Source organism: Arthrobacter sp. UYEF21 (assembly GCF_040546085.1).
Taxonomy (GTDB): domain Bacteria; phylum Actinomycetota; class Actinomycetes; order Actinomycetales; family Micrococcaceae; genus Arthrobacter.
Map to the genome: position 1 here is coordinate 113,046 of NZ_JBEPNF010000003.1, position 22,277 is coordinate 135,322.

20 protein-coding genes and 1 pseudogene are annotated in these 22,277 nt (G+C 66.5%); 15 read left to right on the plus strand and 6 right to left on the minus strand.

Going from position 1 to position 22,277, the window contains the following annotated elements; genetic code table 11:
- The first annotated feature begins 72 nt into the window (after window positions 1-72).
- On the plus strand, window positions 73-1,536 hold the full coding sequence (locus ABIB27_RS05270; protein ID WP_354253638.1) for a protein adenylyltransferase SelO: 1,464 nt from the start codon (window positions 73-75) through the stop codon (window positions 1,534-1,536).
- 410 nt (window positions 1,537-1,946) lie between these two features.
- Here the strand turns inward: ABIB27_RS05270 and ABIB27_RS05275 are convergent, their stop codons facing one another.
- Window positions 1,947-2,813, minus strand: a complete 867-nt coding sequence (locus tag ABIB27_RS05275) for a ribokinase (RefSeq protein WP_354253639.1) — start codon at window positions 2,811-2,813, stop codon at window positions 1,947-1,949.
- A gap of 147 nt (window positions 2,814-2,960) precedes the next feature.
- Between ABIB27_RS05275 and ABIB27_RS05280 the strand changes: the two genes are divergently transcribed.
- Together ABIB27_RS05280 and ABIB27_RS05285 are read left to right on the plus strand one after the other, a co-directional pair.
- Window positions 2,961-4,403: an MFS transporter gene (locus tag ABIB27_RS05280; RefSeq protein WP_354216055.1), complete on the plus strand. Its 1,443-nt coding sequence runs from the start codon at window positions 2,961-2,963 to the stop codon at window positions 4,401-4,403.
- A gap of 44 nt (window positions 4,404-4,447) precedes the next feature.
- A complete protein-coding gene (locus ABIB27_RS05285) occupies window positions 4,448-5,464 on the plus strand; it encodes a nucleoside hydrolase (RefSeq protein WP_354216056.1) in 1,017 nt (338 codons plus the stop codon).
- A gap of 4 nt (window positions 5,465-5,468) precedes the next feature.
- Here ABIB27_RS05285 and ABIB27_RS05290 read toward each other — a convergent pair whose 3' ends face one another.
- From ABIB27_RS05290 to ABIB27_RS05305, 4 genes are all read right to left on the minus strand, one after another.
- Window positions 5,469-6,248 carry a GntR family transcriptional regulator gene (locus ABIB27_RS05290; RefSeq protein ID WP_354216057.1) on the minus strand — a complete coding sequence of 260 codons (780 nt, stop codon included), beginning with the start codon at window positions 6,246-6,248 and terminating at the stop codon, window positions 5,469-5,471.
- 150 nt (window positions 6,249-6,398) lie between these two features.
- Window positions 6,399-6,731: a CBU_0592 family membrane protein gene (locus ABIB27_RS05295; RefSeq protein ID WP_354253640.1), complete on the minus strand. Its 333-nt coding sequence runs from the start codon at window positions 6,729-6,731 to the stop codon at window positions 6,399-6,401.
- Between the two features lie 40 nt (window positions 6,732-6,771).
- Window positions 6,772-7,302, minus strand: coding sequence for an NUDIX hydrolase (locus ABIB27_RS05300; protein ID WP_354253641.1), 531 nt, complete (start codon window positions 7,300-7,302; stop codon window positions 6,772-6,774).
- A 101-nt stretch (window positions 7,303-7,403) separates the two neighbouring features.
- Entirely contained in the window at window positions 7,404-8,021 is a 618-nt protein-coding gene (locus tag ABIB27_RS05305) for a TetR/AcrR family transcriptional regulator (RefSeq protein ID WP_354216060.1), read from the minus strand.
- 331 nt (window positions 8,022-8,352) lie between these two features.
- Between ABIB27_RS05305 and ABIB27_RS05310 the strand changes: the two genes are divergently transcribed.
- From ABIB27_RS05310 to ABIB27_RS05365, 12 genes are all read left to right on the plus strand, one after another.
- Window positions 8,353-9,885, plus strand: coding sequence for an ABC transporter substrate-binding protein (locus ABIB27_RS05310; protein WP_354253642.1), 1,533 nt, complete (start codon window positions 8,353-8,355; stop codon window positions 9,883-9,885).
- Between the two features lie 20 nt (window positions 9,886-9,905).
- Window positions 9,906-10,856 carry an ABC transporter permease gene (locus ABIB27_RS05315; RefSeq protein WP_354253643.1) on the plus strand — a complete coding sequence of 317 codons (951 nt, stop codon included), beginning with the start codon at window positions 9,906-9,908 and terminating at the stop codon, window positions 10,854-10,856.
- The gene (locus tag ABIB27_RS05320; RefSeq protein ID WP_354216063.1) at window positions 10,853-11,752 is read left to right on the plus strand and encodes an ABC transporter permease; all 900 of its coding nucleotides are present in this window, start codon (window positions 10,853-10,855) and stop codon (window positions 11,750-11,752) included. The genes ABIB27_RS05315 and ABIB27_RS05320 overlap by 4 nt, the downstream gene beginning before the upstream one ends.
- Entirely contained in the window at window positions 11,749-13,533 is a 1,785-nt protein-coding gene (locus tag ABIB27_RS05325; protein WP_354216064.1) for an ABC transporter ATP-binding protein, read from the plus strand. Before ABIB27_RS05320 ends, ABIB27_RS05325 begins: the two co-directional genes overlap by 4 nt.
- On the plus strand, window positions 13,530-14,348 hold the full coding sequence (locus ABIB27_RS05330; protein WP_354216065.1) for an SDR family NAD(P)-dependent oxidoreductase: 819 nt from the start codon (window positions 13,530-13,532) through the stop codon (window positions 14,346-14,348). The genes ABIB27_RS05325 and ABIB27_RS05330 overlap by 4 nt, the downstream gene beginning before the upstream one ends.
- Window positions 14,345-16,426, plus strand: a complete 2,082-nt coding sequence (locus ABIB27_RS05335; RefSeq protein WP_354216066.1) for an acetate--CoA ligase family protein — start codon at window positions 14,345-14,347, stop codon at window positions 16,424-16,426. The genes ABIB27_RS05330 and ABIB27_RS05335 overlap by 4 nt, the downstream gene beginning before the upstream one ends.
- 66 nt (window positions 16,427-16,492) lie before the next feature.
- The gene (locus ABIB27_RS05340) at window positions 16,493-17,653 is read left to right on the plus strand and encodes an acyl-CoA dehydrogenase family protein (protein WP_354216067.1); all 1,161 of its coding nucleotides are present in this window, start codon (window positions 16,493-16,495) and stop codon (window positions 17,651-17,653) included.
- Window positions 17,650-18,444, plus strand: coding sequence for an enoyl-CoA hydratase/isomerase family protein (locus tag ABIB27_RS05345; protein WP_354216068.1), 795 nt, complete (start codon window positions 17,650-17,652; stop codon window positions 18,442-18,444). The genes ABIB27_RS05340 and ABIB27_RS05345 overlap by 4 nt, the downstream gene beginning before the upstream one ends.
- Window positions 18,441-19,304, plus strand: coding sequence for a 3-hydroxybutyryl-CoA dehydrogenase (locus ABIB27_RS05350; protein WP_354216069.1), 864 nt, complete (start codon window positions 18,441-18,443; stop codon window positions 19,302-19,304). Before ABIB27_RS05345 ends, ABIB27_RS05350 begins: the two co-directional genes overlap by 4 nt.
- A gap of 13 nt (window positions 19,305-19,317) precedes the next feature.
- On the plus strand, window positions 19,318-20,343 hold the full coding sequence (locus tag ABIB27_RS05355; RefSeq protein ID WP_354216070.1) for an alpha/beta fold hydrolase: 1,026 nt from the start codon (window positions 19,318-19,320) through the stop codon (window positions 20,341-20,343).
- A gap of 333 nt (window positions 20,344-20,676) precedes the next feature.
- On the plus strand, window positions 20,677-21,414 hold the full coding sequence (locus ABIB27_RS05360) for a hypothetical protein (protein WP_354216071.1): 738 nt from the start codon (window positions 20,677-20,679) through the stop codon (window positions 21,412-21,414).
- 58 nt (window positions 21,415-21,472) lie between these two features.
- Entirely contained in the window at window positions 21,473-21,778 is a 306-nt protein-coding gene (locus ABIB27_RS05365; RefSeq protein ID WP_354216109.1) for a hypothetical protein, read from the plus strand.
- A 247-nt stretch (window positions 21,779-22,025) separates the two neighbouring features.
- On the opposite strand, the pseudogene ABIB27_RS05370 reads toward ABIB27_RS05365, so the two are convergent.
- Window positions 22,026-22,235 (minus strand): annotated as a pseudogene (locus tag ABIB27_RS05370) (alkaline phosphatase D family protein); the annotation flags it as partial.
- Window positions 22,236-22,277: the final 42 nt, after the last annotated feature.

A 22,277-nucleotide genomic window follows, 5' to 3' on the forward strand; every position in this document is an offset into this window, starting at 1 on the left:
AGCGGACAACGGCGTCACAGTTCCGGACACGCTGGAAAACGATGTTATGAGTGGCGCCGGTATCCTTGAGGGATGAGTGACATCGCGCTTTCACCCGTCACCTTCGATGATCATTTCGCCCGGGAGTTCCAGGAGATGGCCATACCCTGGCAGGCGGACGAAGCTCCTGATCCGCGCCTTCTCGTACTCAATGAGGATCTTGCCGCCGAGTTGGGTTTTGATCCGGGTTTTCTCAGGAGCCCACGGGGGCTCCGTCTGCTGGTCGGCAACGCAGTCCCTGCCCAGTCGACGCCGGTGGCGCAGGCATACGCCGGCCATCAGTTCGGCTGGTATGCACCCCGCCTGGGGGATGGGCGGGCACTCCTGCTCGGCGAGATCGCGCACGCTGACGGGCAACTCCGCGACATCCACCTCAAGGGGTCAGGGCGGACACCGTTCGCACGAAACGGTGACGGCCAGGCAGTGGTCGGCCCCATGCTGCGCGAATACATCCTGAGCGAGTCGATGCACGCGCTGCACATTCCCACCACGAGATCCCTTGCGGTCGTCGCGACGGGGCGCCAGGTCCAGCGTGAGATTCTCCTGCCGGGCGCCGTCCTTACCCGGGTGGCGAGCAGTCACCTGCGCGTGGGCAGCTTCCAGTACGCACGGTCCACCGGCGATATCGGTCTGCTTCGCCGTCTTGCTGATCACGCCATCACCCGTCACCATCGGTCCGCGGCGGGGGAGGACGGCCGTTACCTGGCCCTGCTCCAGGCGGTTCTCTCCGCCCAGGCGACGCTCGTGGCGCACTGGATGCTCGTAGGGTTCGTTCATGGGGTAATGAACACCGACAACATGACGATCTCGGGTGAAACCATTGACTACGGGCCGTGCGCCTTCATGGAGGGCTTCGATCCTGTAGCCGTCTACAGCTCGATCGATGAGACCGGACGCTACGCGTACCGCAACCAGCCACTGGTGGCCGAGTGGAACCTTGCCCGGCTCGCTGAAACGCTCCTGCCCCTCTTCCACGAGGACCAGGAACAGGCGGTGGCCCTTGCGGTGGAAGCACTCGAAGGGTTCCGCCCGAAGTATAGTGCCGCCTGGTCTGTGGGTATGAACGCCAAGCTTGGATTCCGTGATGGGTTGGACGACGGCGTGACCTCACCGCTCGTGGACGAGCTGGTCGCTCTTCTTCAGGAGTCACGCCCGGACTACACATCATTTTTCCGGCACCTAGGCAAAGCCGCCCGTGGCCAAGCTGAACCTGCCCGCCGCATGATACTGGACCTGGAAGCGTTTGATGCCTGGCTGGCGCGCTGGCGCGCCCTGATGCCGGACGCTGACGCCATGGACCGGGTCAACCCCATCTATATTCCCCGCAACCACCTGGTGGAGGAGGTCCTGGCGGCCGCTACGGGCGGGAACACTGGGCCGCTGGAGCGGTTGATGGAAGCAGTAGCCTCCCCGTACGAGGAGCGTCCCGGTCTCGAGCGTTACGCGGCGCCCGCCCCGGAAAGCTTCGGGCCGTACCGTACCTTCTGCGGAACCTGACCCATTAAGAGTGAAGCTGTCGACGAGTCAGAGCATCGCGGCGCTCCACTGAGTTCTGCACCACCCGTACCATCACGTGCATGACCAGGCTGATGCGAGAGCCGCGTCCTGAGGTAAGTCCGGCGCGACCGCCCACGAACGTCGGCGGCACACCTCTCCGGAAGCGCAGAAGCCGGGGGCCGAGCAGACGCTGGCGAAGTGCGGGCGTCTCATGCTTCAGGCTGCTCTTGGCGGCGGCCGAGAAACTTGCTAGCTCCGTAGCCGGCTGCAATGACGAGAACGCTGCAAAGCCCTCCGAAGGCTCATGTATGGGTGTTCGGCCGCGAAGTGCCCTGCCCGCAGGTACGCTTCGCGGGTGATGCGGCGGACCTCGGGAAAGTCCTGCGGTGCCGCCCGCCGCAGTTCCACGCTCACCGTGCGTCGGTGGCAGGGGCGGTCCGCTCCACATAGTGGCCCAGCCGTGCTAACTCCGGCTGGGATGACGGATCGCCCACCGCGTCGGCCCCCACCGCGTTGGCCACGGCCAGCGCCCGGGTGTAGTCCAGCCCGCTCCGCAGCGCCAAGACCAGAGCCGCGCAAAACGCGTCGCCGGCACCGACAGTGTTCGCCACCGTCACCGCCGACGCCGGAGCCGCCGCCACCTTCTTGCCGTTCTCGAACATCGCCGAGCCGTCCTTGCCGTACGTCACGGCCACCAGTTTGGCCTCGGCGAGGGCCGGGATCAGCGCAAACTCGCTCTCGTTGACGATCACCAAGTCACAGCGCTCCAGCAGCTCCGCCGGCAGGTCCATGGCCGGCGCAGCGTTCAGCACAAAGTAACCGGCGGACTTCCTGGCTGCTTCGAGCACCACCGGCAGGCCCACCTCCAGCTGGCACAGGACCGTCTCGTCAGGGCCGAACTCGACGGCGTCGAGGGAGAGGCTGGAGTTGGCACCCGGGCACACCACAATCTGGTTCTCGCCATCGCGGTCCACCACGATCAGCGCCGTTCCGGTCGCCCCGGGAAGGGCGGCGACGTCCGCGGTGTCGACGCCGGCACTCTTCAGTGCGTCCAGCATCCGCTGCCCCTGCGCGTCGTTGCCCACGGCGCCCACCATGCGGGCACTGCCGCCGAGACGTGCCGCTGCTGCGGCCTGGTTGGCGCCCTTGCCGCCGGGCTGCTCGGACAGGACGGCGTCGCCGATGGTCTCACCCGCAGTGGGAAGCCTCTCGGCGGTGGCGATCAGGTCCAGGTTGATGCTGCCGACGACGGTGACGGCAGGAAGTCGATTGCTCATGAGAAGTCTCTCTGGAGGGGATGCCGGAAGCGGCTGGATTAGGAAATAGTGTACGCCATGGTTGTACTCGCTCGTCATACGTGGTTGTATAACAACTCGACTCGCCCTCCCAGGCGACCCACCCCTGCTCGAACAAAGGAGTTTGATGTGAACGCCCCAACCCCTGCGGCAGCCGCGCCTCCCGCGGCAGCCGATGCCGCCGTCGTACTTCCCGACGACCCAGCCAAGTTCACCGGCCGCCGCGCCGCCCTGCTGATCTCCGCGCTGATGCTCGGCGTGCTGTCCTTCCAGCTCAACGCCAGCATGGTCACCCCGGCCCTGCCGCAGATCGCCGCGAGCTTCGGACTGAGTGCCGACAGCGCCGCGCCCGTCCAGTCCATGTTCTTCCTGGCCGGTGGCATCGCCGGTCCCGTGATCGGCCGGTGGAGCGATTTCCTCGGCCGCCGCACCGCCCTGCTGCTGGTCCTCAGCATCATGGGCGCCGGCACCATCCTCTGCATCGCCGCACCCACGCTGCCCCTGCTCATCGCCGGCCGGTTCCTGCAGGGCTTCTCCAGCGCCGTCTTTGTGCTCGCCTACATCGTGCTCAGCGAGAACCTGCCAGCCAAGGTCTTCGGGACGTCCGTGGGCATCATCGCCGCCATCAACGGCGGTGTCGGCGGGGTGGACGGCTACGTGGGCGGCCTCATGGCCGAGACCCTCGGCTTCCGGTCCATCTTCGTGGTGGTGCTCGTCCTGACCGCCGTCGCCGCAGCCTGCATCATCAGGGTGGTCCCCAAGGGCAGGCCGGCGGGCATCCACGGAGCCATGGACTGGTGGGGCGCGGCATCGCTCTCCTTGTTCCTGGTGTTCATCACCTACTTTGTCTCCGGCGGATCGGCCGCGGGCTGGACCGCGCCGGGCACCCTGGCCCTCCTGGCAGGCACCATCGCCTCCTTCACCGCGTTCTGGATGATCGAAAAACGGCGCCGCAACCCGCTCATCGCCGTGCACCACCTGCGCTCGCGGCAGGTCTGGCCGGTCATCGCCACCACCGTCCTCATGCTGGCCGGCATCTTCGCCGTGATCAACTTCACCGTGGTCCTGCTGAGCCAGGACACCGGCGCCGGCTTCGGGCTGTCCGCCTCCGTGTCGGCTTTGCTGTTCCTTACCCCGGCCGCTCTCATTGGCGTCTTCGCGGCCCCGCTGGCCGGCTGGCTGGCCGACCGCCGCGGCTGGATCAAGATCCTCCGCGCCGGCACCGGACTGAGCCTGGCCTGCGCCATCGCTGCCGCCATGTTCCCGGACAACCAGGTGGCCGTGCTGGTCGCCATCGCAGCCCTGGGCATCTTCTACAACGGCTTGTTCTTCACCGCCATCAACGGTCTCTCCGTCCTCCTCTCACCCGAGGAGGCTCCGGCTGCCCTGCCCGGCGTCAACGGTGCCGCCTTCGGCATCGGGGCGAGCCTCGGCGTCGTCCTCGTAGCGCCCTTCGCCGCCCAGGCCACGGCCGCCGGCTACGCCACCGCCCTCTGGATCTCGGTGGGCATCACGGCCGCCGGGTTCATTGTCAGCCTCTTCGTCGCCGCCCCCAAGGGCGAGACCGCCTAATCGCCGCACCCCGCGTCCGCACCACGGAAAAGAGAACCACCGCCATGACCACGCCCACACCCCACCCGTTCTACCTGGACTGCGACACCGGGATTGACGACGCCCTCGCCCTGGCCTACCTGCTGGCCGCCCCCACCGCCGAGGTGGTGGGGGTCGGAACCGTCAGCGGTAACGTCAGCGCCGCCCTCGGCGCCCGCAACACCCTGGACCTGCTCCAGCTCGCCGGGCACGCGCACATCCCCGTGGCGCTCGGCGCCCACGATCCCCAGGCCGGCTCGTTCGGCGGCGGCGCCCCGTGGGTGCATGGGGACAACGGCATCGGCGGCGTCTCGCTGGACACCGCCGCTGCCAAGTTGGCCACCGAAACCGCGGCCGAGATGCTGGTCCGGCTCGCCCACGAACACCCCGGCACGCTGCGGGTGCTCGCGATCGGCCCGCTGACCAACATCGCCGAAGCCCTCCGGCTGGAACCCGCACTTCCTACGCTGGTGCACGAGATCACCATCATGGGCGGCGCCGCCCTGGCCCCCGGCAACATCACGGCGCTGGCCGAGGCCAACATCTATAACGACCCCGAAGCCGCCGCCGAGGTGTTCGCCGCCGACTGGGATCTCACCCTGGTTCCGTTGGACGTGACCATGACCAACGTGCTGGAGGAATCCCACCGGCGGGAGCTGCTCGCCTCGGCCGCTCCGGTGCCGCGTGCGCTCGGGGAGATGCTGGGCTTCTACTTCCGGTTCTACGAAGACATCTTCGGCCGGCACTGCTCCGCCATGCATGATCCCCTGGCGGCGGCGCTCGCCGTGGGCGGCATCCGGGCGTCCCTCGCGCCGGTGGTGCGTGCCGCCGTCGATACGTCCTTCGGGCCGGGCCGCGGGCAGACCGTCTGCGACATGCGCGGGCGCTACATGGGCTACCCGGAGCAGTCCGGCGCGCGGTGCCGTGTGGTCCTGGAGCTTGACGGCGAGTTCCCGCCGCACCTGGTGGAGACGCTGCTCTCGTTCTCGGCCAGGGTGGAAAGTACGACGCCGGCACTCGCCTCCGCCGGATCGGCTGCCTGAGGCGTTACTGGTACTGCTGCATGACCGAGAGGTGCCCGGCCCGGGGCGAGACCAGGCACTTGGCCAGGTAGAAGGGCCGGGTGCCCTGCCGGACGTACTGGGTGAGGACCAGTACGGGGTCCGAGGGCCGCAGGTCCAACAGCTTCGCGCGGCTGGGTCCTACCTGGCTGAGGCTGATCTGGCACTCGCCCGGACCGGGTAGCCGGCCCAATGCCCTGGTGAGGGCGGCAAGCATGGTGGCGCCGCCGTCGTCCGGGATCTCTAGGGGCGCGGCGGCGCTGTTACCGCTACGGAAAGGCCCGGCGGAGACGTTTTCCTGCAGGTGGGCGATGGCCTCGCCGTCGCGGATCAGCACGGATTCCCAGAACCAGCAATCGCTGCCGGGCTCCACCCCGATGCCCGGCGCGGCGAATTCGGAGGCCGCCTCCCGGCCCACTCGGATGCGTTTGACCTTGATCGGCTGGCCGGCGCTGCCGAGGACGTCCTCGAAGGGCCGGATCCGCTCTATGCCGATGCGGGGGAGGGTATCCGAGACGAAGCGTCCCACGCCGCGCCGCGCCCGGATGAGGCCGTCCTCCTCAAGCAGCATCAGGGCCTCGCGGACCACGGTGCGGCTGACTTCCATGTCGGCGCCGAGCTCGGTTTCCGTGGGGATCATGGAGCCGGGCCTGAGGAGGTCGTTGCGGATGGCTTCGGCGATCCGGGAGTACACCGCCACCCGCAGTGGTGAGCCGGGCTGGGCGGCCACCGGCCGGGCCAGGAACCGGGCAGCGTCCTGGTGCACGTCATGCCTCGCTTTGCTGGGTCTGGGGAACTTTCAGCCTACTGGAAGTCTGACAAGTTTGTTGGACAAGACACTGACCACACGATGTCGTCATCCCCTGGCTCCGCCGCCGGGTATTGCCCCTCCGCGTATTGCCCCTCCGGATCCATGTCAGCGCCCGATTTCCTCCATCGGCGCCGGCCCTGGCGGGGGCAGCAGCTCGTCCCCGCCCAGGTCTGCGGCTTCCGGCGGCATGGGCGCGGAATGGCGTATGCGTTGCAGGCGGATCAGGGCAGTGATTGCGATGGCGCACCAGGCGATGTTGGTGACCACCGAGGGCCAGGCGCCATGATAGGCGCCGTTGACGAGCAGGGCCACGGCGCCGACCAGGTTGGCGCTTTGGAAGGTCCTGCCGTTCGGGATCCGGCCCACGGAAAAGAGCAGGTACCCGGCGAGCACGGCCAGCGCACCGAACCAGCCGGAAGCTTCGGCGAGAAATTCCATCGGGCTAGTCTCCTTTTTGGGCGGTCTGGTGGCAATCTGCTTAGCGGGCGGTGAAGGCCGGTTCGGCAAGCTCCGCCACTCGCAGCTCGTGTCCCCTCAGCACCACGTCAGCAAACTGCCACAAGATGGCGCCTGTTGGGGCGTGGATAACCATGCCACGACGCAGCGGCATCTGGAGGATCTGGCCGCCGTCCGGCTGTGGTTGCCAGCGCGGGACTCCGTCCGCAGTCAGGGCCTCGAGTGCCAGCGGGTGCAGTGAGGCCACTTCGGCCGGATGCCGGCGGGGCCGTTGCGGCTCATCCAGCAGGACGACGACGGGGGTGATGACGATGCCGCGGCTGGCCGGGAAATCGTCCAGCATGCCAACGACATCGTCGTGCGATGCCAGGATCCCCGTCTCCTCTCGTAACTCGCGCAGCGCGGTGTCCACGAGGTCTTCGCCCGGATCCATGCGGCCGCCCGGGAGCGCCCACTGCCCGGCGTTGGAGCCCCTGGCCGCACGCTTGATGATCAGAAAGTGGAGGGAGCCGGACCTTGGATAGGCGGTGACGGCGACAGCGGCACGGCGCACTCCGGGGTCCTCTTGGCCGGCAACATGGCGGGTCCGGTGCTCCAAGCGGGAACGCCACAGAGAACGAACTTCACTGTGCGTCCCGGCGATGTGCTCCACTGTCAGGCCACGCTTGGGGACAGGGTGAGCTCCCTGTCAACGATGGATACCAGCATGGTCCGCATGCCATCAATGGTCATGTCAGGGGCGCCGGTGAGGATCTTGATGGCCGCTCCGTCAGTGGCCGAGGTCAGCAGGCGCGCGAATCCCACGGGATCGAGGTCGGGGAAGATTTCCTGGCGCTGGCCGCGGCGGACGATGCTGACGACTGCGTCCATCCAGCGGGCGTAGAAGTCGTTGTGGATAGGCCGGAGCGAAGGGTTGAGGCACGTTTCGGACCAGAACTGGAGCCAGATGGACCACTCGTTGCGTACTTGCGTGCCAATAGGCAGCTGGAGTTCAATCAGCGCCAACAGTCGCTTGTGCGCGTTGTCAATCTGGCTCAGCACGGCACCCTGGCGTTCGAAGGCCTGGTCCACGCAGTAGCGCAGTGCTTCGCGGAGGACATCGTCCTTGCCCGGGAAATAATAGTGGATAGTGCCGGTACTTGTGCCGCAGATCCTGGCTATGTCCTGCACCCGGACATGATGGTAACCACGCTCCGCTATCAGCTGCGACGCGGCTTCGAGAATGGTGTTCCTGCGTTCCTGGGATCCCTTGGCATCGCCCGAATCACTCATGGCAGTTCCTTCCGAGGACTGGCACATCATTTGTACCGATGACTCTAGCTTAGGCAAAAAACTGACGCGTCAGTCAATTTATGCGCATGAATTTTGGGTTCTTGCCAACCCGTTCTGCCCATCCTCCGGAATGTGACTACGGGTTGGAACCCTGGATGTAGGCGCTTTTTGGTCTGGCGGACAAGGGCGTCTTGACAGTTTGTGATCCAAGACACGAAGCTTGGGTCAATGACCGACGCGTCAGTCAATGCGTCAAGGTCTCCGATTCTTCCTTCATCGCCGCAGGAGGCACACCATGACCGCCCACCGACGTCCTAAGAGTTTTCACCTCATGACCGCTTTGGCAATGGGTTCGCTCATTGCTCTGTCCGCGTGCTCTTCCGGAGCGTCAGCGGTCCAGGCAGGGGCAGAAGCCGTGTCGGACCCCAAGCCCGGCGGTAATCTGCGCGTGGGCATCGTGGGTGGGTCGGCCAAAGATACCTTGGACGCCCACGCCCCGGTGACCCATCCGGACCAGGCACGTGTCATCCAGCTCTATGACACGCTTGCCAGCTACGACAACGAGCACAAAATTCAAATGGCGCTGGCCGACTCCATCACGCCGTCTGCGGATGCCACCACCTGGACCGTCCGTCTCCGGGATGGGCTGAAGTTCAGCGACGGCAGGCCCCTGACGGCTGAAGACGTCATCTTTACCTTTCGCCGCGTTACGGACCCTGAGTCCCCGAAGAGCGGAGCCTCAGCATTGGCTACGCTCAACCGCGATGCCCTGACGGCCCCGGACCCGCGGACCATCGTCTTCACCTTCAACGCTCCCAACTCGACATTTCCGGACACCGCGGCCCAGTACGCGCTGGGCATTGTGCCGGCCGATTACGATCCCAAGAAGCCGATCGGTGCGGGGCCGTTCATGACGGAAACTTTCACGGCGGGCCAGCAAAGCGTGTTTGTGAAGAACCCGCACTACTGGCGGACCGGCCAGCCGCACGTGGACAAGGTCACCATCATCGACTTCCCGGACGACACCGCCCGCGTCAACGCACTCCTGGGCGGCCAGGTGGACGCGATCGACCAGCTGCCGCTCGGCCAGGTCAACGTGATCAAAGCCAATCCGGCCATGAAAGTCCTGGAATCGGCCACCGGTTCATGGCTGCCGTTCACCATGCGCGTGGATCAGGAGCCGTTCAACGAACCCAAAGTCCGCCAGGCCTTCCGCCTGATCGTGGACCGCCAGCAGATGGTGGATCAGGTCCTTGGTGGCCACGGCACCGTTGGCAACGACATGTACTCACCGCTGGACTCATGCTATCCGTCGGACACGCCCCAGCGTGCCCAGGACATCGAGAAAGCCAAGCAGCTTTTGGCGGAGGCCGGTAAGAGCGACCTCAGCGTCGACCTGGTCACATCGCCAGTGGCCGCCGGACTCGTGGAGGCAGCACAGGTTTTCGCGCAGCAAGCGAAAGCGGCCGGCGTCACCGTCAACGTCAAGAAGGTGGATCCGGGGGAGTTCTACGGCGACCAGTACCTGAAGTGGACGTTCGCCCAGGATTTCTGGTTCACCCGCGACTACATCTCGCAGGCGTCGAACTCGGGCTTCGCCACGTCGCCTTACAACGAAACGCATTGGGACGATCAGGAATGGTCATCGCTGGTCACCAAGGCACGAGCCACCACGGACACCGAAACCCGTTGCGGACTGATCAAGCAGGCGCAGCAGATCGAATTTGAGCGCGGCGGCAACATCATCTGGGGTTTTCCGAACAGCGTGGACGCCTACAGTGCCACGGTCCAGGGACTGACACCGGACAAGAGCGGCATACCGCTGACATCATTCGGGTTCCGCAACGCCTGGCTCAATAAGTGACGGCTGCACAGGGAGGGGGCATGCGCCGGCTGCTGTTCAGGCGCACCCTGTTCGGGCTCTTTACCCTCTGGGTGGTGTCGCTGGTGGTCTTCCTCGCCACACAAGCGCTGCCGGGCGATGCGGCCCAAGCCATCCTGGGGCGCGAAGCAACCCCGGAGCGGCTGGCTGCCCTCCGCGAGCAGCTTAACCTTGGCGGCTCGCTCCCGGAACAGTACTTCGGATGGCTGGGCAATCTCCTCAGTTTTGATCTGGGAACCTCCCTGGCCGGCGGGATCCCGGTGGCCTCGGCTGTTGGACCCATGCTCCTGAACTCGAGCGTGTTGATGCTGTGCGCGGCCGTAATCGCTATCCCGCTGGCCATCGGCATCGGCACCTGGACCGCCCTGCGGAAGGACTCCGCCGTGGATCACGTCACCGGCATCATCACCCTGGTGTTGGCCTCGCTGCCGGAATTCGTGGTGGGTGTGCTGCTGGTCCTGTTTCTGGCCACCGGGGTTTTCCATATCTTCCCGGCGGTATTTGTCCTCATTCCCGGCCAACAGGTATGGAGCAACCCGGCCCAGCTGGTGCTGCCCGTGCTGACCCTGGTGCTGGCCGTGTCCCCGTACATCATCCGGATCATGCGGGCCACCATGCTCGAGGTCCTGGACAGCCAGTACGTCCAGCAGGCCCGGCTCAAGGGTCTGCCGGAGCGCACGGTCATCCTGCGCCATGCCTTGCCGAACGCCATTGGCCCGGTAGCGCAGGTGATTGCCCTGCAGCTCGCCTGGCTGATCGGCGGCGTAGTGATCGTTGAGTTCCTGTTCCGCTTCCCGGGCGTCGGCTTCCAGCTGATTGACGCCGTCACCAACAGGGACCTGCCGGTGGTGCAGGCACTGGTCATCGTCATCGCCATCTTCTACGTGGCGGTGAACCTTCTTGCCGATGTGGTCACCCTGGCCGCCAACCCGAAAGTAAGGACGGCATCATGAGCATCAGCATGAGTACCCGGCCGGCCGGTGGCTCCGCCCATACAGCCCGTGCCACCCGGAAGCAGGGGCTCTTCCGGCGGGCTCTTCAGTCCAAGCGCACCGTGGTGGGCCTGGTGCTGAGCCTGGCCGTTCTGGCTGTGGCATTCCTTGGCCCTTACCTGGCGCCGCATTCCGCCACCGAATTCGTGGCCGCACCTTTCTCGCCGGCGGGTATCGGCGGGCCGTTCGGCACCGACAACCTCGGACGGGACGTGCTTTCCCGCTTCCTTGCCGGCGGGCAGACCCTGATGATCCTTGCGATCGTTGCCACCGCCCTCGGGGTGGGCCTGGGCGCGCTGGTGGGAGTGCTGGCCGCCTACCGGCGGGGCTGGCTGGATGAATTGCTGATGCGCGCCGGCGATGTGGCCCTTGCATTTCCCCAGATTGTGCTGGCACTCCTGTTCCTGTCCATCATCGGTCCGGAGCTGTGGCTGCTGGTACTGATGGTGGGATTCGGCCACCTTCCCCGGGTTGCCCGCGTGGTCCGCGGCGCCGCTCTGTCGGTGGTGGAGCGGGACTTCGTCAAGGCCGCCGAATCTGTCGGCATTCCCCGCTGGCGCATCATGATCGGCGAAATAGTTCCCAACATCAGCAGCACGCTGGCGGTGGAGTTTGGCCTGCGCCTGACGTACTCGATCGGGCTGGTTGCCGGTCTGAGCTTTCTGGGACTCGGCATGCAGCCGCCCGCGGCGGACTGGGGGCTGATGATCAACGAAAACCGGATTGCCCTGACAATATCCCCCTGGTCGGTGGCATTACCCGTTATCGCGATCGCCCTGCTGACGGTCGGCACCAACCTGGTGACCGATGGTCTGGCTAAAGCATCCATCGGCAGCGACAAAGGAGTCACGGTATGAGCACGGCCGCGCCCACCCTGGAGGTGGAGGACCTGAAAATCATCGGCATTCCGTCGATGGCTGCCATCGTAGAGGAACTCTCCCTTGAAGTCCGTCCCGGCGAAATACTCGGCGTCGTCGGAGAATCGGGATCCGGGAAGACCACGCTGGGGCTGGCACTGCTGAATTACTGCAAGGAAGGCACCCGGCTGGGCGGCGGCAGGGTCAGCGTTGCCGGCCAGCAGCTGGCCGGTTTGCACTGGCGGCAGGTCCGTCAACTCCGCGGGCGCACGGTTGCCTACATCCCGCAGTCGCCCGCGTCGGCGCTGAACCCGGCCCTTCGCATCAGCACCCAACTGAAGGAATGCCTTGCGGGACCCTCAGCCCAGGTGCTTGATCGGGTCCGGGAGGTGTTGCGGGAGGTGGCATTACCCGACGACGACGCTTTCCTGGCGCGCTACCCGCACCAGCTTTCCGGCGGCCAGCAGCAGCGGGTAGCCATCGCCATGGCGTTCACCGCGCGGCCGGCGTTGATCGTGATGGACGAACCCACGACGGGCCTGGACGTCAGCACCCAGGCCCATGTTCTGGCCACCGTGCGCTCCATGTGCAGGACCTACGATTGCGCCGCCGTCTACATCAGCCACGATATGGCCGTTGTTGCTGAACTTGCTGACCGGATAGCCGTGATGTATTCGGGCCGGATCGTGGAAATCGGCAGCACCGCCGAAGTATTGTCCAATTCACGCCACCCCTACACCGGGCGCCTGCTGCTGGCGGTACCGGATCTTCACGCCAAGCGTCCCATGATCGGCATTCCCGGCCACGCCCCATCACCGTTGGCCCGGCCGCAGGGCTGCGCCTTCGCACCACGCTGCCCTCTCGCGGACGCCGGCTGCGAAACGGACGCCCCCGCAGCCACCGAGGTTGGTCCCCGGCACACGGTGCGGTGCTTCAAAGCCGAGGAGCCGCTTCCGCCGGTCCAGGTCCGGGTCCCGTCCATCCGTTCCGCCCCGGCCCCGGGACGGAAGCCGGTGATCAACATCGACGGGCTGACCGCCGGCTACGGCAGCAACACTGTCCTGGAAGGCATCAACCTTGAGGTGTACGCCGGGGATTGTGTGGCCCTGCTGGGCGAATCCGGGTCCGGGAAGACCACCTTGAGCCGGTGCATCGCAGGGCTCCATCATGACTACACCGGCTCCGTCTTCCTGGATGGAAGCGCCCTGGCACCAAGCAGCTTTAAGCGCACCAAGGATCAGCGGCGCCGTGTCCAGTACATCTTCCAGAACCCCTACGAGTCACTGAACCCGCGGCGGACGGTGGAGGAACTGATCCTGCAGCCCGTCACCGCCGTACGCGGCAAGGTCAGCAACGCCCGCGAGATCGTGGCCACGGCACTGGAACGTGCATCGCTGCGGCCGGACCACGCCACCCGCTATCCGGACCAGCTCAGCGGCGGCGAACGCCAGCGCGTGGCGATCGCCCGTTCGCTGGCCACCGAACCCGAGATCCTCATCTGCGACGAGATCACGTCGGCACTGGATGTCTCGGTGCAGTCCACCCTGGTGGATCTGCTGCGCGGGCTGCAGGCGGAAATGGGGCTCACCCTGGTCTTCATTACCCACAACATCGCCCTGGTGCGCAATATCGCGCAGCAGGTGGCCGTCCTGGAGCGCGGCCGGATCGTCGAATTCGGAGAGGTGGAGGGCATGTTCGCAGACCCCCAACATCACTACACCCAATCACTGCTCACAGCGACGCCCAACTTCCAGCTTCCCGACCGTCTGAGCACCCCATGAACGGCGCACAGGTACCCGCACGCAGCTTCCACGCTGAAGCGCTGGCGGGAAAGGTTGTCCTGGTCACCGGCGGCGGCACCGGCATCGGCCGTGCCACAGCCCTCGCCATGGCCGGGTGCGGCGCGAAACTCGTGCTCGCCGGCAGGCGCGAGGTCCTCCTGAAGGAAACCGCCGAACTGGTCCGCCGGGCCGGCGGGGAGGCCATCGCCGTCGCAGGGGATATCCGCGAGCCGGAGCAGGCCACCGAACTTGTGGACGCCGCACTCGCCGCCTTCGGCCGGATCGACGTCCTGGTCAACAACGCAGGCGGCCAGTTCCAGTCCCCGGCGGAGGACATCTCGCTCAACGGCTGGCGTGCCGTGCACCGGCTCTCGGTGGACTCTGTCTGGAACCTCACCCGCGAGGTGGCCACGCGGACCATGATTCCCAACCGTTCGGGCCTGCTGGTTTTTATGGCTTTCTCGCCACGGCGGGGCATCCCGGGCATGGTCCATGCCACGGCCGCGCGTGCCGCCGTCGAAAATCTCGCCTCCGGGCTGGCCCTGGAGTGGAGCCGCTTCGGGATCCGCTCCGTGGCCGTCGCCCCGGGCAGCATCATGAGCGAAGGCCTGGAGCAGTACACGGCCGAGGCGCGCTCCGAATGGGAACAAGGGGTCCCGCTCGGACGTCTCGGCCAGCCGGAGGACGTGGCAGACGTTATTACCTTTCTGGCCACCGACGCCGCGCGCTACATCACCGGAACCACCATCACCATCGACGGCGGGGCCGACGCCTGGGGCTCAGGCCGTCCCGTCCCCGCAAAGGAGCTCTCATGACGTCAATCACGGACCGGCCGGTCCTGCCCGCCACGGAGGCCTGTGACCTGGCCGCGCTGTTCGCCCCCAACGCGGTGGCCATCGTCGGTGCCAGCGACGATACCCGCAAATACGGGAACTGGATCGCCGTTCAGGCGCTCCAAGGCGGCATCCCGGTCCATTTGGTGAACCGGAGCAGGTCCACAGTGCTGGGCCGCCCCGCCGTTCCCAGTGTCGCCTCGATTGGCAGCCCCGTCGAGCTGGCGGTCATCGCGGTCCCGGCAGCCGGATTCGAGGATGCCGTGGACGACGCCCTGGCCGGCGGCGCCAAGGCCATTGTGGGGATCAGTTCGGGCCTGGGCGAAGCCGGGGGAGAAGGACTCCTGCTGCAGGAACGCATCACTGCCAAAATCCGTGCCGCAGGCGCCCGGCTCCTGGGCCCCAACTGTCTGGGCGTGCTGGATCACAGCAGCTCGCTGATGCTCGCCTCCAACGAGTTCCCGGTCGGCAACATCGGCGTCATCTCCCAGAGCGGAAACCTCGCCCTGGAGCTGGCCACGCTCCTGGTGGACCATGGGCTGGGCGTCTCCCGCTTTGCCTCGCTGGGCAACCAGGCGGACCTCGATGCCGCGGATCTGATCGACGCGTTCGTGAAGCATGACGGCACTGCAGCCATCGCCGTGTACTGCGAGGACTTCCGCGACGGCCGACGCTTCGCCAGAGCCGCCCAGCGCGCCGCTGAAGCCGGCAAGCCTGTTGTGCTGCTGACCGTCGGAGCCACGGACGCCTCGGTCCGCAACGCGAAGTCGCACACCGGCGCCATGGTGTCCTCCGGGATCGTCGTGGAGGCTGCCTGCCGCGCCGCCGGGATCGAACAGGTCTCCTCGCCCGCCCAGATGGCGCATCTGCTGCAAGCCCTCGTCCGTAGCCGGGTACCGGCCGGCGCCCGCACCGCCGTATTTGCCGACGGCGGCGGGCAGGCATCCGTGGCCAGCGACAATGCCGCCGACCAGGGCCTCGACGTCGTCGAGTTCGGCGCCGCGCTGCAGTCGGCTATTGCAGCGGAACTGCCGCCGACTGCGGCGGTCAGTAATCCGGTGGACGTCGCCGGCGGCGGTGAGCAGGACATCATGTGCTTCCAGCGGGTCCTGGGCCACCTGGTGGCGAGCGACGACGTCGACGCCACCCTCATGAGCGGCTATTTCGGCGGATACGGAAGCTACGGGCCCGAACTCGCGGCACGGGAAGTGGAGGCCGCCCAACGGATGGCCGCGGAAACGGCCGCGAGCGGCGGCACAGTCCTCGTCCAGACGATGAACTGGCAGTCAGCGGCCGCCGCCGCCCTCCGCGATGGAGGTATCCCCGTCTACCGCGGCATTGAGGAAGCCGCATGGGCGCTCGGCCGGCTCGCCCGCCGCCGCACCGAACCGGCCACCGGAATTCCTGCCCTGCCATCGCCGGCACAGCCTGTTGAAGATACGGGCTACTACGCCTCACGCCAGCTGCTGGCCGGCGCCGGCATCCCGTTCGTCGGGGCGGCCGAGGTTTCCAGCGAGGACCAACTCCTGGAGGCTGCGGCCACACTGCGCTACCCGCTTGTCCTCAAGGCCCTCGGGGACGAACACAAATCCGACCGCGGGGGTGTCATCCTCAACATTGCCGACGAGGCAGCGCTGCTCGCGGCCTGGCGGGACGTCGACGCCAGGCTCGCGCCGCCGTCGTGCTCCATCGAGGAAATGGCGGACCTCGCCGGAGCGGTGGAACTGCTGGTGGGGGTCCGGCGCGATCCGCGCTTCGGCCCGCTGGTGCTGGTGGGCCTGGGCGGGGTCTTTGCCGAAATCCTCCGTGACGTGCGCTGCGCACTCGGTCCGGTGACCGCCGCCCAGGCCAGGGACATGCTGTTGTCCCTGCGCGGGGCGGCGCTCCTGACCGGGGCCCGCGGCCGGACGCCGGTGGATATCGACGCAGCGGCGGACATCGTCGCCCGGCTTTCAGCGGTGGCCGCCGCCCACCCGGAGATCGCCGAAATCGAATGCAACCCGGTGGCCGCAATGCCCGCCGGCGCCATCGCGCTGGATGCCCGGATCGTACTCGACTGAACCGTTCCGCCAAACAAGACCAAGCAGCACCAACATACTCAAGAAAGAGGAACCGTGGACTTTCGCATGACTTCCCGCCAGATCGAAATCAAGCAGCGTGCTATTGCCTGGACAAATGAGATGTACCAGTACGAGCTCGACTGTGAAATGAATAACGGGCTCACGGATGATCAGCACGCCAAGGTCAAGCAGCTGGTCATCAACCACGGGCTCGCCGCCATCAACATGCCGGCCGAGTGGGGCGGCGCAGGACTCAGCGTGCTGGAACACGCGATCGTCTCCGAGGAAGTGGGAAAGCTGACCGGCGCCCTGTGGGACACGCTGTGGCGTCCGGCCAACGCGCTGAAGGCCTGCACCCCGGCCCAGCGCGAGGAATACCTGATCCCCGAAATCCGCGGCGAGCGCCGCGACGCCGTCGCCATCACCGAACCGGAGGCCGGATCGGACCCGCAGAACATCCAGACCACCGCGGTCAAGGACGGCGACCACTACATCATCAATGGTGAGAAGCTCTTCGTCACCGTCGGGGATGCAGCGGACTTCATCCTTGTGCTCGCCAGCGTGGAGGGTGCCCCCACCATGTTCCTGGTGGACAAGGACCTCCCGGGTGTCTCCGTCACCCGCACCCCGCGCTACACCCACACCTTCGTCTACGAGCACCCCGAGTTCCTTTTCGAGGACGTGCGCGTGGGGGCGGACAAAATCCTGGGCGAGATCGGCCAGGGCTACGAACTGACGCGGGACTGGTTCGTGGAGGAGCGCCTCATGATCGCCGCCCGCACCATCGGCGCCGCCGAACGGGCCACCCTGCTCGCAGCCGAGTTCGCCAAATCCCGTGTGCAGTTCGGCAAGCCCATCCTGGAATTCCAGCTCATCCAGAACATGCTCGCCAAAAACACCGTGGACATCATGACCAATCGCGCCCTGACGTACCAGGTGGCCTGGGAAGCGGACCAGGGTATGGACCGGAAGCTCCTCAACGCCAAAGCCGCCGTCATCAAGCTGGGCGCTTCCGAGGCCTCCAACCGCTGCGTCGACAATGCCCTGCAGATCTTCGGGGGCCGCGGCTACATGCGGGAAAACCCGGTGGAACGCCTGTGGCGCGAACTCCGCGTGGACCGCATCTGGGAAGGCACCTCGGAGATCCAGACGGTCATCATCGGCAACGAAATCAACAAGCGGGGCGCCGAGGGCCTGCTGGGTTACGCCGGCGCGGTGGCCAAGTGACGTCACAGGCACAAACTGCAGAACCGCACTCCGCGGTGACCAGCCCGGCAGCCCAGGATCCTCATCCCGAATGCCTCGTCAAGGTCCGGCGTCAGGGCAAGGTGGCGGTGGTGCAGCTCAACCGTCCCGGCAAACTCAATGCCCTGTCCACCGCCCTGGAGCAGGCGCTGCTGGACGCCCTGCACTCGCCGGAGGTGACGGGTGCTTCGGCCATCGTCTTCGCGGGATCGGAGCGGGCCTTCTCGGCCGGTGCGGACACCTCCGAACTGCCGGATATGACGCCGCAGAGGATCGCGGCCTACTACCGGGGGAGCGGTTCGCTGTATGAGGTTGTGTCGCGGTTGCCGCAGCCCACCGTAGCTGCGGTGTCGGGGTATTGTCTGGGCGCCGGCTTCGAGCTTGCACTGGCGTGTGACATCCGGATCGCGGACCAGACCGCCAGCTTCGGCCTTCCGGAGGTAGGGCTCGGTATCCTGCCCAGCTCCGGCGGGCTGACCCGGCTGGTCCGTGCCGCCGGCCCTGCCATTGCCCGGGAGATCATCCTGTTCGGCGAGCGGTTCCCGGCGGCCGAGGCCCACCGCCTGGGCCTGGTCCGTGAAGTGGTACCGGCGGGAGAGGCGCTGACCGTTGCCCTGGCGCGGGCGGAATTCCTGGCCGGGCAGCCGGCGATGGCGGTGGCCTGGACCAAAGCGGCAATCGACGCCGCAGCGGAGTCTTCGGCCTCGGCGTCGATGCTCATCGAACAGCTCGCTTACGCCGCCCTCAACCGCCCCGCGGGGGATCCCGAATGAGCGTGGGCGAATTTGAGCGGGTAGGCGTGCTCGGGTGCGGACTCATGGGTTCCGGCATCGCGGAAGTCTGTGCCCGGGCCGGTGCCGGCGTTGTGGTTGTTGAAGCCAACGACGCCGCGGTGGCCGCAGGCCGCAAACGGCTCACGGCGTCGATGGACAAGGCGGTTGCTTCCGGCCGACTGAATGCCGCGGACAGGGACGAAGCCCTTGCCCGGATCAGCTTTGGCACCGACATCGAGGCCTTCGCTGACAGGCGCCTGGTGATCGAGGCCGTCCCGGAAATCATGGACCTCAAACTCGACGCGTTCCGGCGCATCGACGCCGTACTGCAGGACCCCGAGACCATTCTGGCCTCCAACACCTCATCCATGCCCATCGGCCGCATCGCCGCAGCCACGCGACGGCCGGAAAACGTCCTGGGGGTGCACTTTTTCAATCCGGCACCGGTCCAACCTCTCGTGGAGCTGGTCACCGGCCTGCAAACAAGCAGCGAGACCTTGGCACGGGCCAGCGTTTTCGCGGCGGGTCTCGGCAAGGAAGTCATTGTGGCCAAGGACCGTGCGGGATTCGTGGTCAATGCCCTCCTGATCCCCTACCTGCTGTCCGCCATCCGCATGGTGGAGGCAGGTCACGCCACCGCGGCCGACATCGATACCGGCATGGTGGCCGGCTGTGCACATCCGATGGGTCCCTTGCGACTGACGGACCTGGTGGGCCTGGACACGGCGCTGCATGTGGCCGCCGCACTGTATGAGGAATTCAAGGAACCGCACTACGCCCCGCCGCCGCTGCTCCTGCGCATGGTGGAGGCAGGCATGCTGGGCCGCAAGAGCGGACGCGGTTTTTATGACTACAGGTGAGAGGACAACATCCATGGAGGCCCTCACGGACGCCGTCGAAGCGATCCAGGTCCGGAATTCCGGCTTCGATCCGCTGGGCCCGGTGGTGTGCTCCGCCGTCGTGGGGTCCGGCCGCACGGTGAACTATATCGACGACGGCGCCGCCGGGGCGGTTCCGCTGCTTTTCCTCGGCGGCGCCGGAACGACCGTCAGGGCCTTCAGGCTCTTGGAGTTCGCCCGGTCCTTCCGGCAGGAAATGGGGATCCGTGTGGTGTCCGTGGAGCGCAACGGCCTGGGGCAGACCGTGTTCGATCCCGCCGTCGGACCGGACGAGTACGCCGCGGACGTCTGGTCCCTCCTGGACACCCTGAACATTGGGCAAGTCTCCGTCCTTGCGATTTCCGGCGGCGGACCCTACGCCGCCGCGATTATCGCGGCGCGCCCGGGGCAGGTCCGGTCCCTGCATCTGGCTTGCGCCTTCGCCGAGATGCTCGAGGGCGCGGATGCGCCCATGGAGCCGGAAAGTGTGGCTGCGGATCCGGTGGCCTGGTGGCGGTTCCCTGCCGAAAGCTCCGTCCACTCAATTCCCGGCTTCGTTGACTCGGTGATCGAGGAAGCCACGCGGGGGCTCTTTGCGAAGGGACGCGACGTGCCCCCCGACGGCCTGCGCCAGGCCTTTGGCCTGTACGCCTCCGAGCCGCTTAGGGACCTGTCCGCGGTCCAGGCACCGGTGTTCCTGTACTGGGGGAGTGCAGACGAACTGGTCCCGCTGGAACAGATGAGGCGCTGGACAGCTGCACTGGCCGGGCGCGAAACGGTGGAACGGGTCTACCCGGGCGAGGGCCACGATGTGCAGTACCGGCACTGGGACCAGATCCTGGCTGATGTGAAGTTCCTCGGTCGGCGCATCGTTGCCAGCTGTGGCGGACGGACCCACCTCATAGTGCCTGAGGAGGAAACAGACTTCCTCGCAGCCGGTGGCATTCTCGGCCTCGCCGCCTGGCAAAAGCCTGCGAACGCAGCACTCCAGGCCTTCCCGGGCCCGAAATTTCAGTCGTAGCGTGCAGGTGGACCTGGTGGACCTGGTGGGCCGGTGCGGTCACTCACGTTTGCGACGTTAGGGGGTAGGAGTCGTCTTCCGGTGGAAGCGCGGGCTACTACCTTGCGCATGCCCTCGTCCTCGGCCACTTCGCATTGTCGTCCGCCGTTGAAACGGCGACGGCGGCACCCGGGAGGGCGGCGACGAGCCCAAGGAATCCGTGCCATCCGGCGAAGGGTATCGTTGGCGAAGGGGGGCCGTACCGGTCAAGTCCTACACCGGTGTTTGGGTTGACCGGCTTGGCCGAGCAGCAGCACGTTTCCGGTGTCGTCATCTGACTGAGGAGCGTGACTGGTGAGCAACGCCGGTGAATGGGCTGTCAGGCTCAAAGAATTCCACGAGAAACAACTGGATCGTCCCCGCCGCGTGTACCGGCTCGGCCGCACCAAGATCATAGTTACTCGTGGCCATGCAGTGTGCACGGTGGGTGCGGCTGTTGGGGCAGTGTCTGTGGATTCTCCTGACTGGTTGTTCTGGGTGGCAGTCGCCGCCGGGTTTGCCGGCGGAAAGTATTTCTACCCGATTCCCCGCAGCAGCGTAGCGAGCCGATATGGCTCCAGAGAGGTAGCCAGGAAATCTCCCAGCGACCTGGACCACATGACGCCGGCGGAGATACGGGCCTACCAGTTCAATGTCGAGTTCACCCAGAAGGGTGTTTCCCCTCTGGCTCTGGGGACCGAGGAAGCCCTTGGTCGCCAGTCTGAGGCAGTCAGCACAGTGTCCCTGGCTTCAGGCGCGGACGCCGGGTTGTTAGCGCACCTTTCCGTGGCGGATGTCAAGGAATACGGGAGGACCGCCGACCGGCACGATCTGCTGAAGCGGCGATGGCTCACCTACGAAATGGATCCGCGGTTGCAGTTCGATTTCCCCGCCATGTCCGATGTCTTTTCCCCACCGACCGCTGCCATGATCAAGGCCATGGGCGCCGCAGACCAGCAGAGAACCGCAGGTAACCCGGCGGGCTACAAGCTGGCTGTGGACACTTTTTCGCAGACCCTGGCAGCGGCGGAATCGGCGGCCGGCGTTCCCTAGCAGAAGCCGCTGCTCCACGGACCGGGCCGCTCGGGCGGTAAGGCTGGAGGACGTCCCTGTGCGGGTGCGGGAACCCATCGGCGGCAAGGGTGCCGACGTCGCCTTCGCGTGCGCGAACGCCGTGCACAGCAGACGGGATACGGACTCCTCGCTCGCCCATCACCTTCAGCTGGTGAGGAACGCCGGGACCACCAGGCGGGGGTACTTCCTGTTTGTGACCGTTTGGAGGTCATTCGAGGCCTTCCTCGACGTGGCCCGCGTCCTCGGCCTCGGAGATCAGCACAACGTCGCCTTTGACCCCCATGAGACCGACTTCGGGCGGGCGCGGGCAGGCCAGGAACTGGCTCAGAGGGTGCGCCGATGAGTGCATCCATCGAAGTCGATCTCGAAATGGAATCAGGCACCGTGCATTTGGGCCGGGCCTTCATTGCGGCGAAACGGGGGGTGACTACCTCGATCTTCTCGCCGCCGTCCGCAAGGCGTTGGGCACTTGGCGGGAGGCCGCGGATGCCTGCCGGATACCGCGATCGGACGTGGAGCTGTTTAGCCCGCTCTTCAACAACCCGATGCGGGGTCTGGAAGCTTAGGCCCCGCATCCGGTTGGAGGGTTTCGACAGGCTCAACCGTTCCGAGCCGACCACGGCGGAGGCCGGGTCCCGGTAGTCCACCTTGACGTCGTTGGCCCAGTTCCGGTGGACGTCACCGGTGAGGACCACGGCGTTGCGGTCGCGTTCGGCGAAGAAGTCCTGCTGGCCCAGGATGTCCCAGCGCTGGCGTTCGTCGGTGGTTGAGCTTCTGGGTTTCCCCGGACTCAACCACCGCGGGAGGCGACGGGTCCCCTCGGTGGAGTGCCGCCGTCGTAG

Excerpts from the sequence above, each read along its gene's own strand:
- ABIB27_RS05270 (WP_354253638.1), top strand. The coding sequence starts at position 73 with ATGAGTGACATCGCGCTTTCACCCGTCACCTTCGATGATCATTTCGCC.
- ABIB27_RS05275 (WP_354253639.1), bottom strand. The coding sequence starts at position 2,813 with ATGAGCAATCGACTTCCTGCCGTCACCGTCGTCGGCAGCATCAACCTG.
- ABIB27_RS05285 (WP_354216056.1), top strand. The coding sequence starts at position 4,448 with ATGACCACGCCCACACCCCACCCGTTCTACCTGGACTGCGACACCGGG.
- ABIB27_RS05295 (WP_354253640.1), bottom strand. The coding sequence starts at position 6,731 with ATGGAATTTCTCGCCGAAGCTTCCGGCTGGTTCGGTGCGCTGGCCGTG.
- ABIB27_RS05305 (WP_354216060.1), bottom strand. The coding sequence starts at position 8,021 with ATGAGTGATTCGGGCGATGCCAAGGGATCCCAGGAACGCAGGAACACC.
- ABIB27_RS05310 (WP_354253642.1), top strand. The coding sequence starts at position 8,353 with ATGACCGCTTTGGCAATGGGTTCGCTCATTGCTCTGTCCGCGTGCTCT.
- ABIB27_RS05315 (WP_354253643.1), top strand. The coding sequence starts at position 9,906 with ATGCGCCGGCTGCTGTTCAGGCGCACCCTGTTCGGGCTCTTTACCCTC.
- ABIB27_RS05320 (WP_354216063.1), top strand. The coding sequence starts at position 10,853 with ATGAGCATCAGCATGAGTACCCGGCCGGCCGGTGGCTCCGCCCATACA.
- ABIB27_RS05325 (WP_354216064.1), top strand. The coding sequence starts at position 11,749 with ATGAGCACGGCCGCGCCCACCCTGGAGGTGGAGGACCTGAAAATCATC.
- ABIB27_RS05330 (WP_354216065.1), top strand. The coding sequence starts at position 13,530 with ATGAACGGCGCACAGGTACCCGCACGCAGCTTCCACGCTGAAGCGCTG.
- ABIB27_RS05335 (WP_354216066.1), top strand. The coding sequence starts at position 14,345 with ATGACGTCAATCACGGACCGGCCGGTCCTGCCCGCCACGGAGGCCTGT.
- ABIB27_RS05340 (WP_354216067.1), top strand. The coding sequence starts at position 16,493 with ATGACTTCCCGCCAGATCGAAATCAAGCAGCGTGCTATTGCCTGGACA.
- ABIB27_RS05350 (WP_354216069.1), top strand. The coding sequence starts at position 18,441 with ATGAGCGTGGGCGAATTTGAGCGGGTAGGCGTGCTCGGGTGCGGACTC.
- ABIB27_RS05355 (WP_354216070.1), top strand. The coding sequence starts at position 19,318 with ATGGAGGCCCTCACGGACGCCGTCGAAGCGATCCAGGTCCGGAATTCC.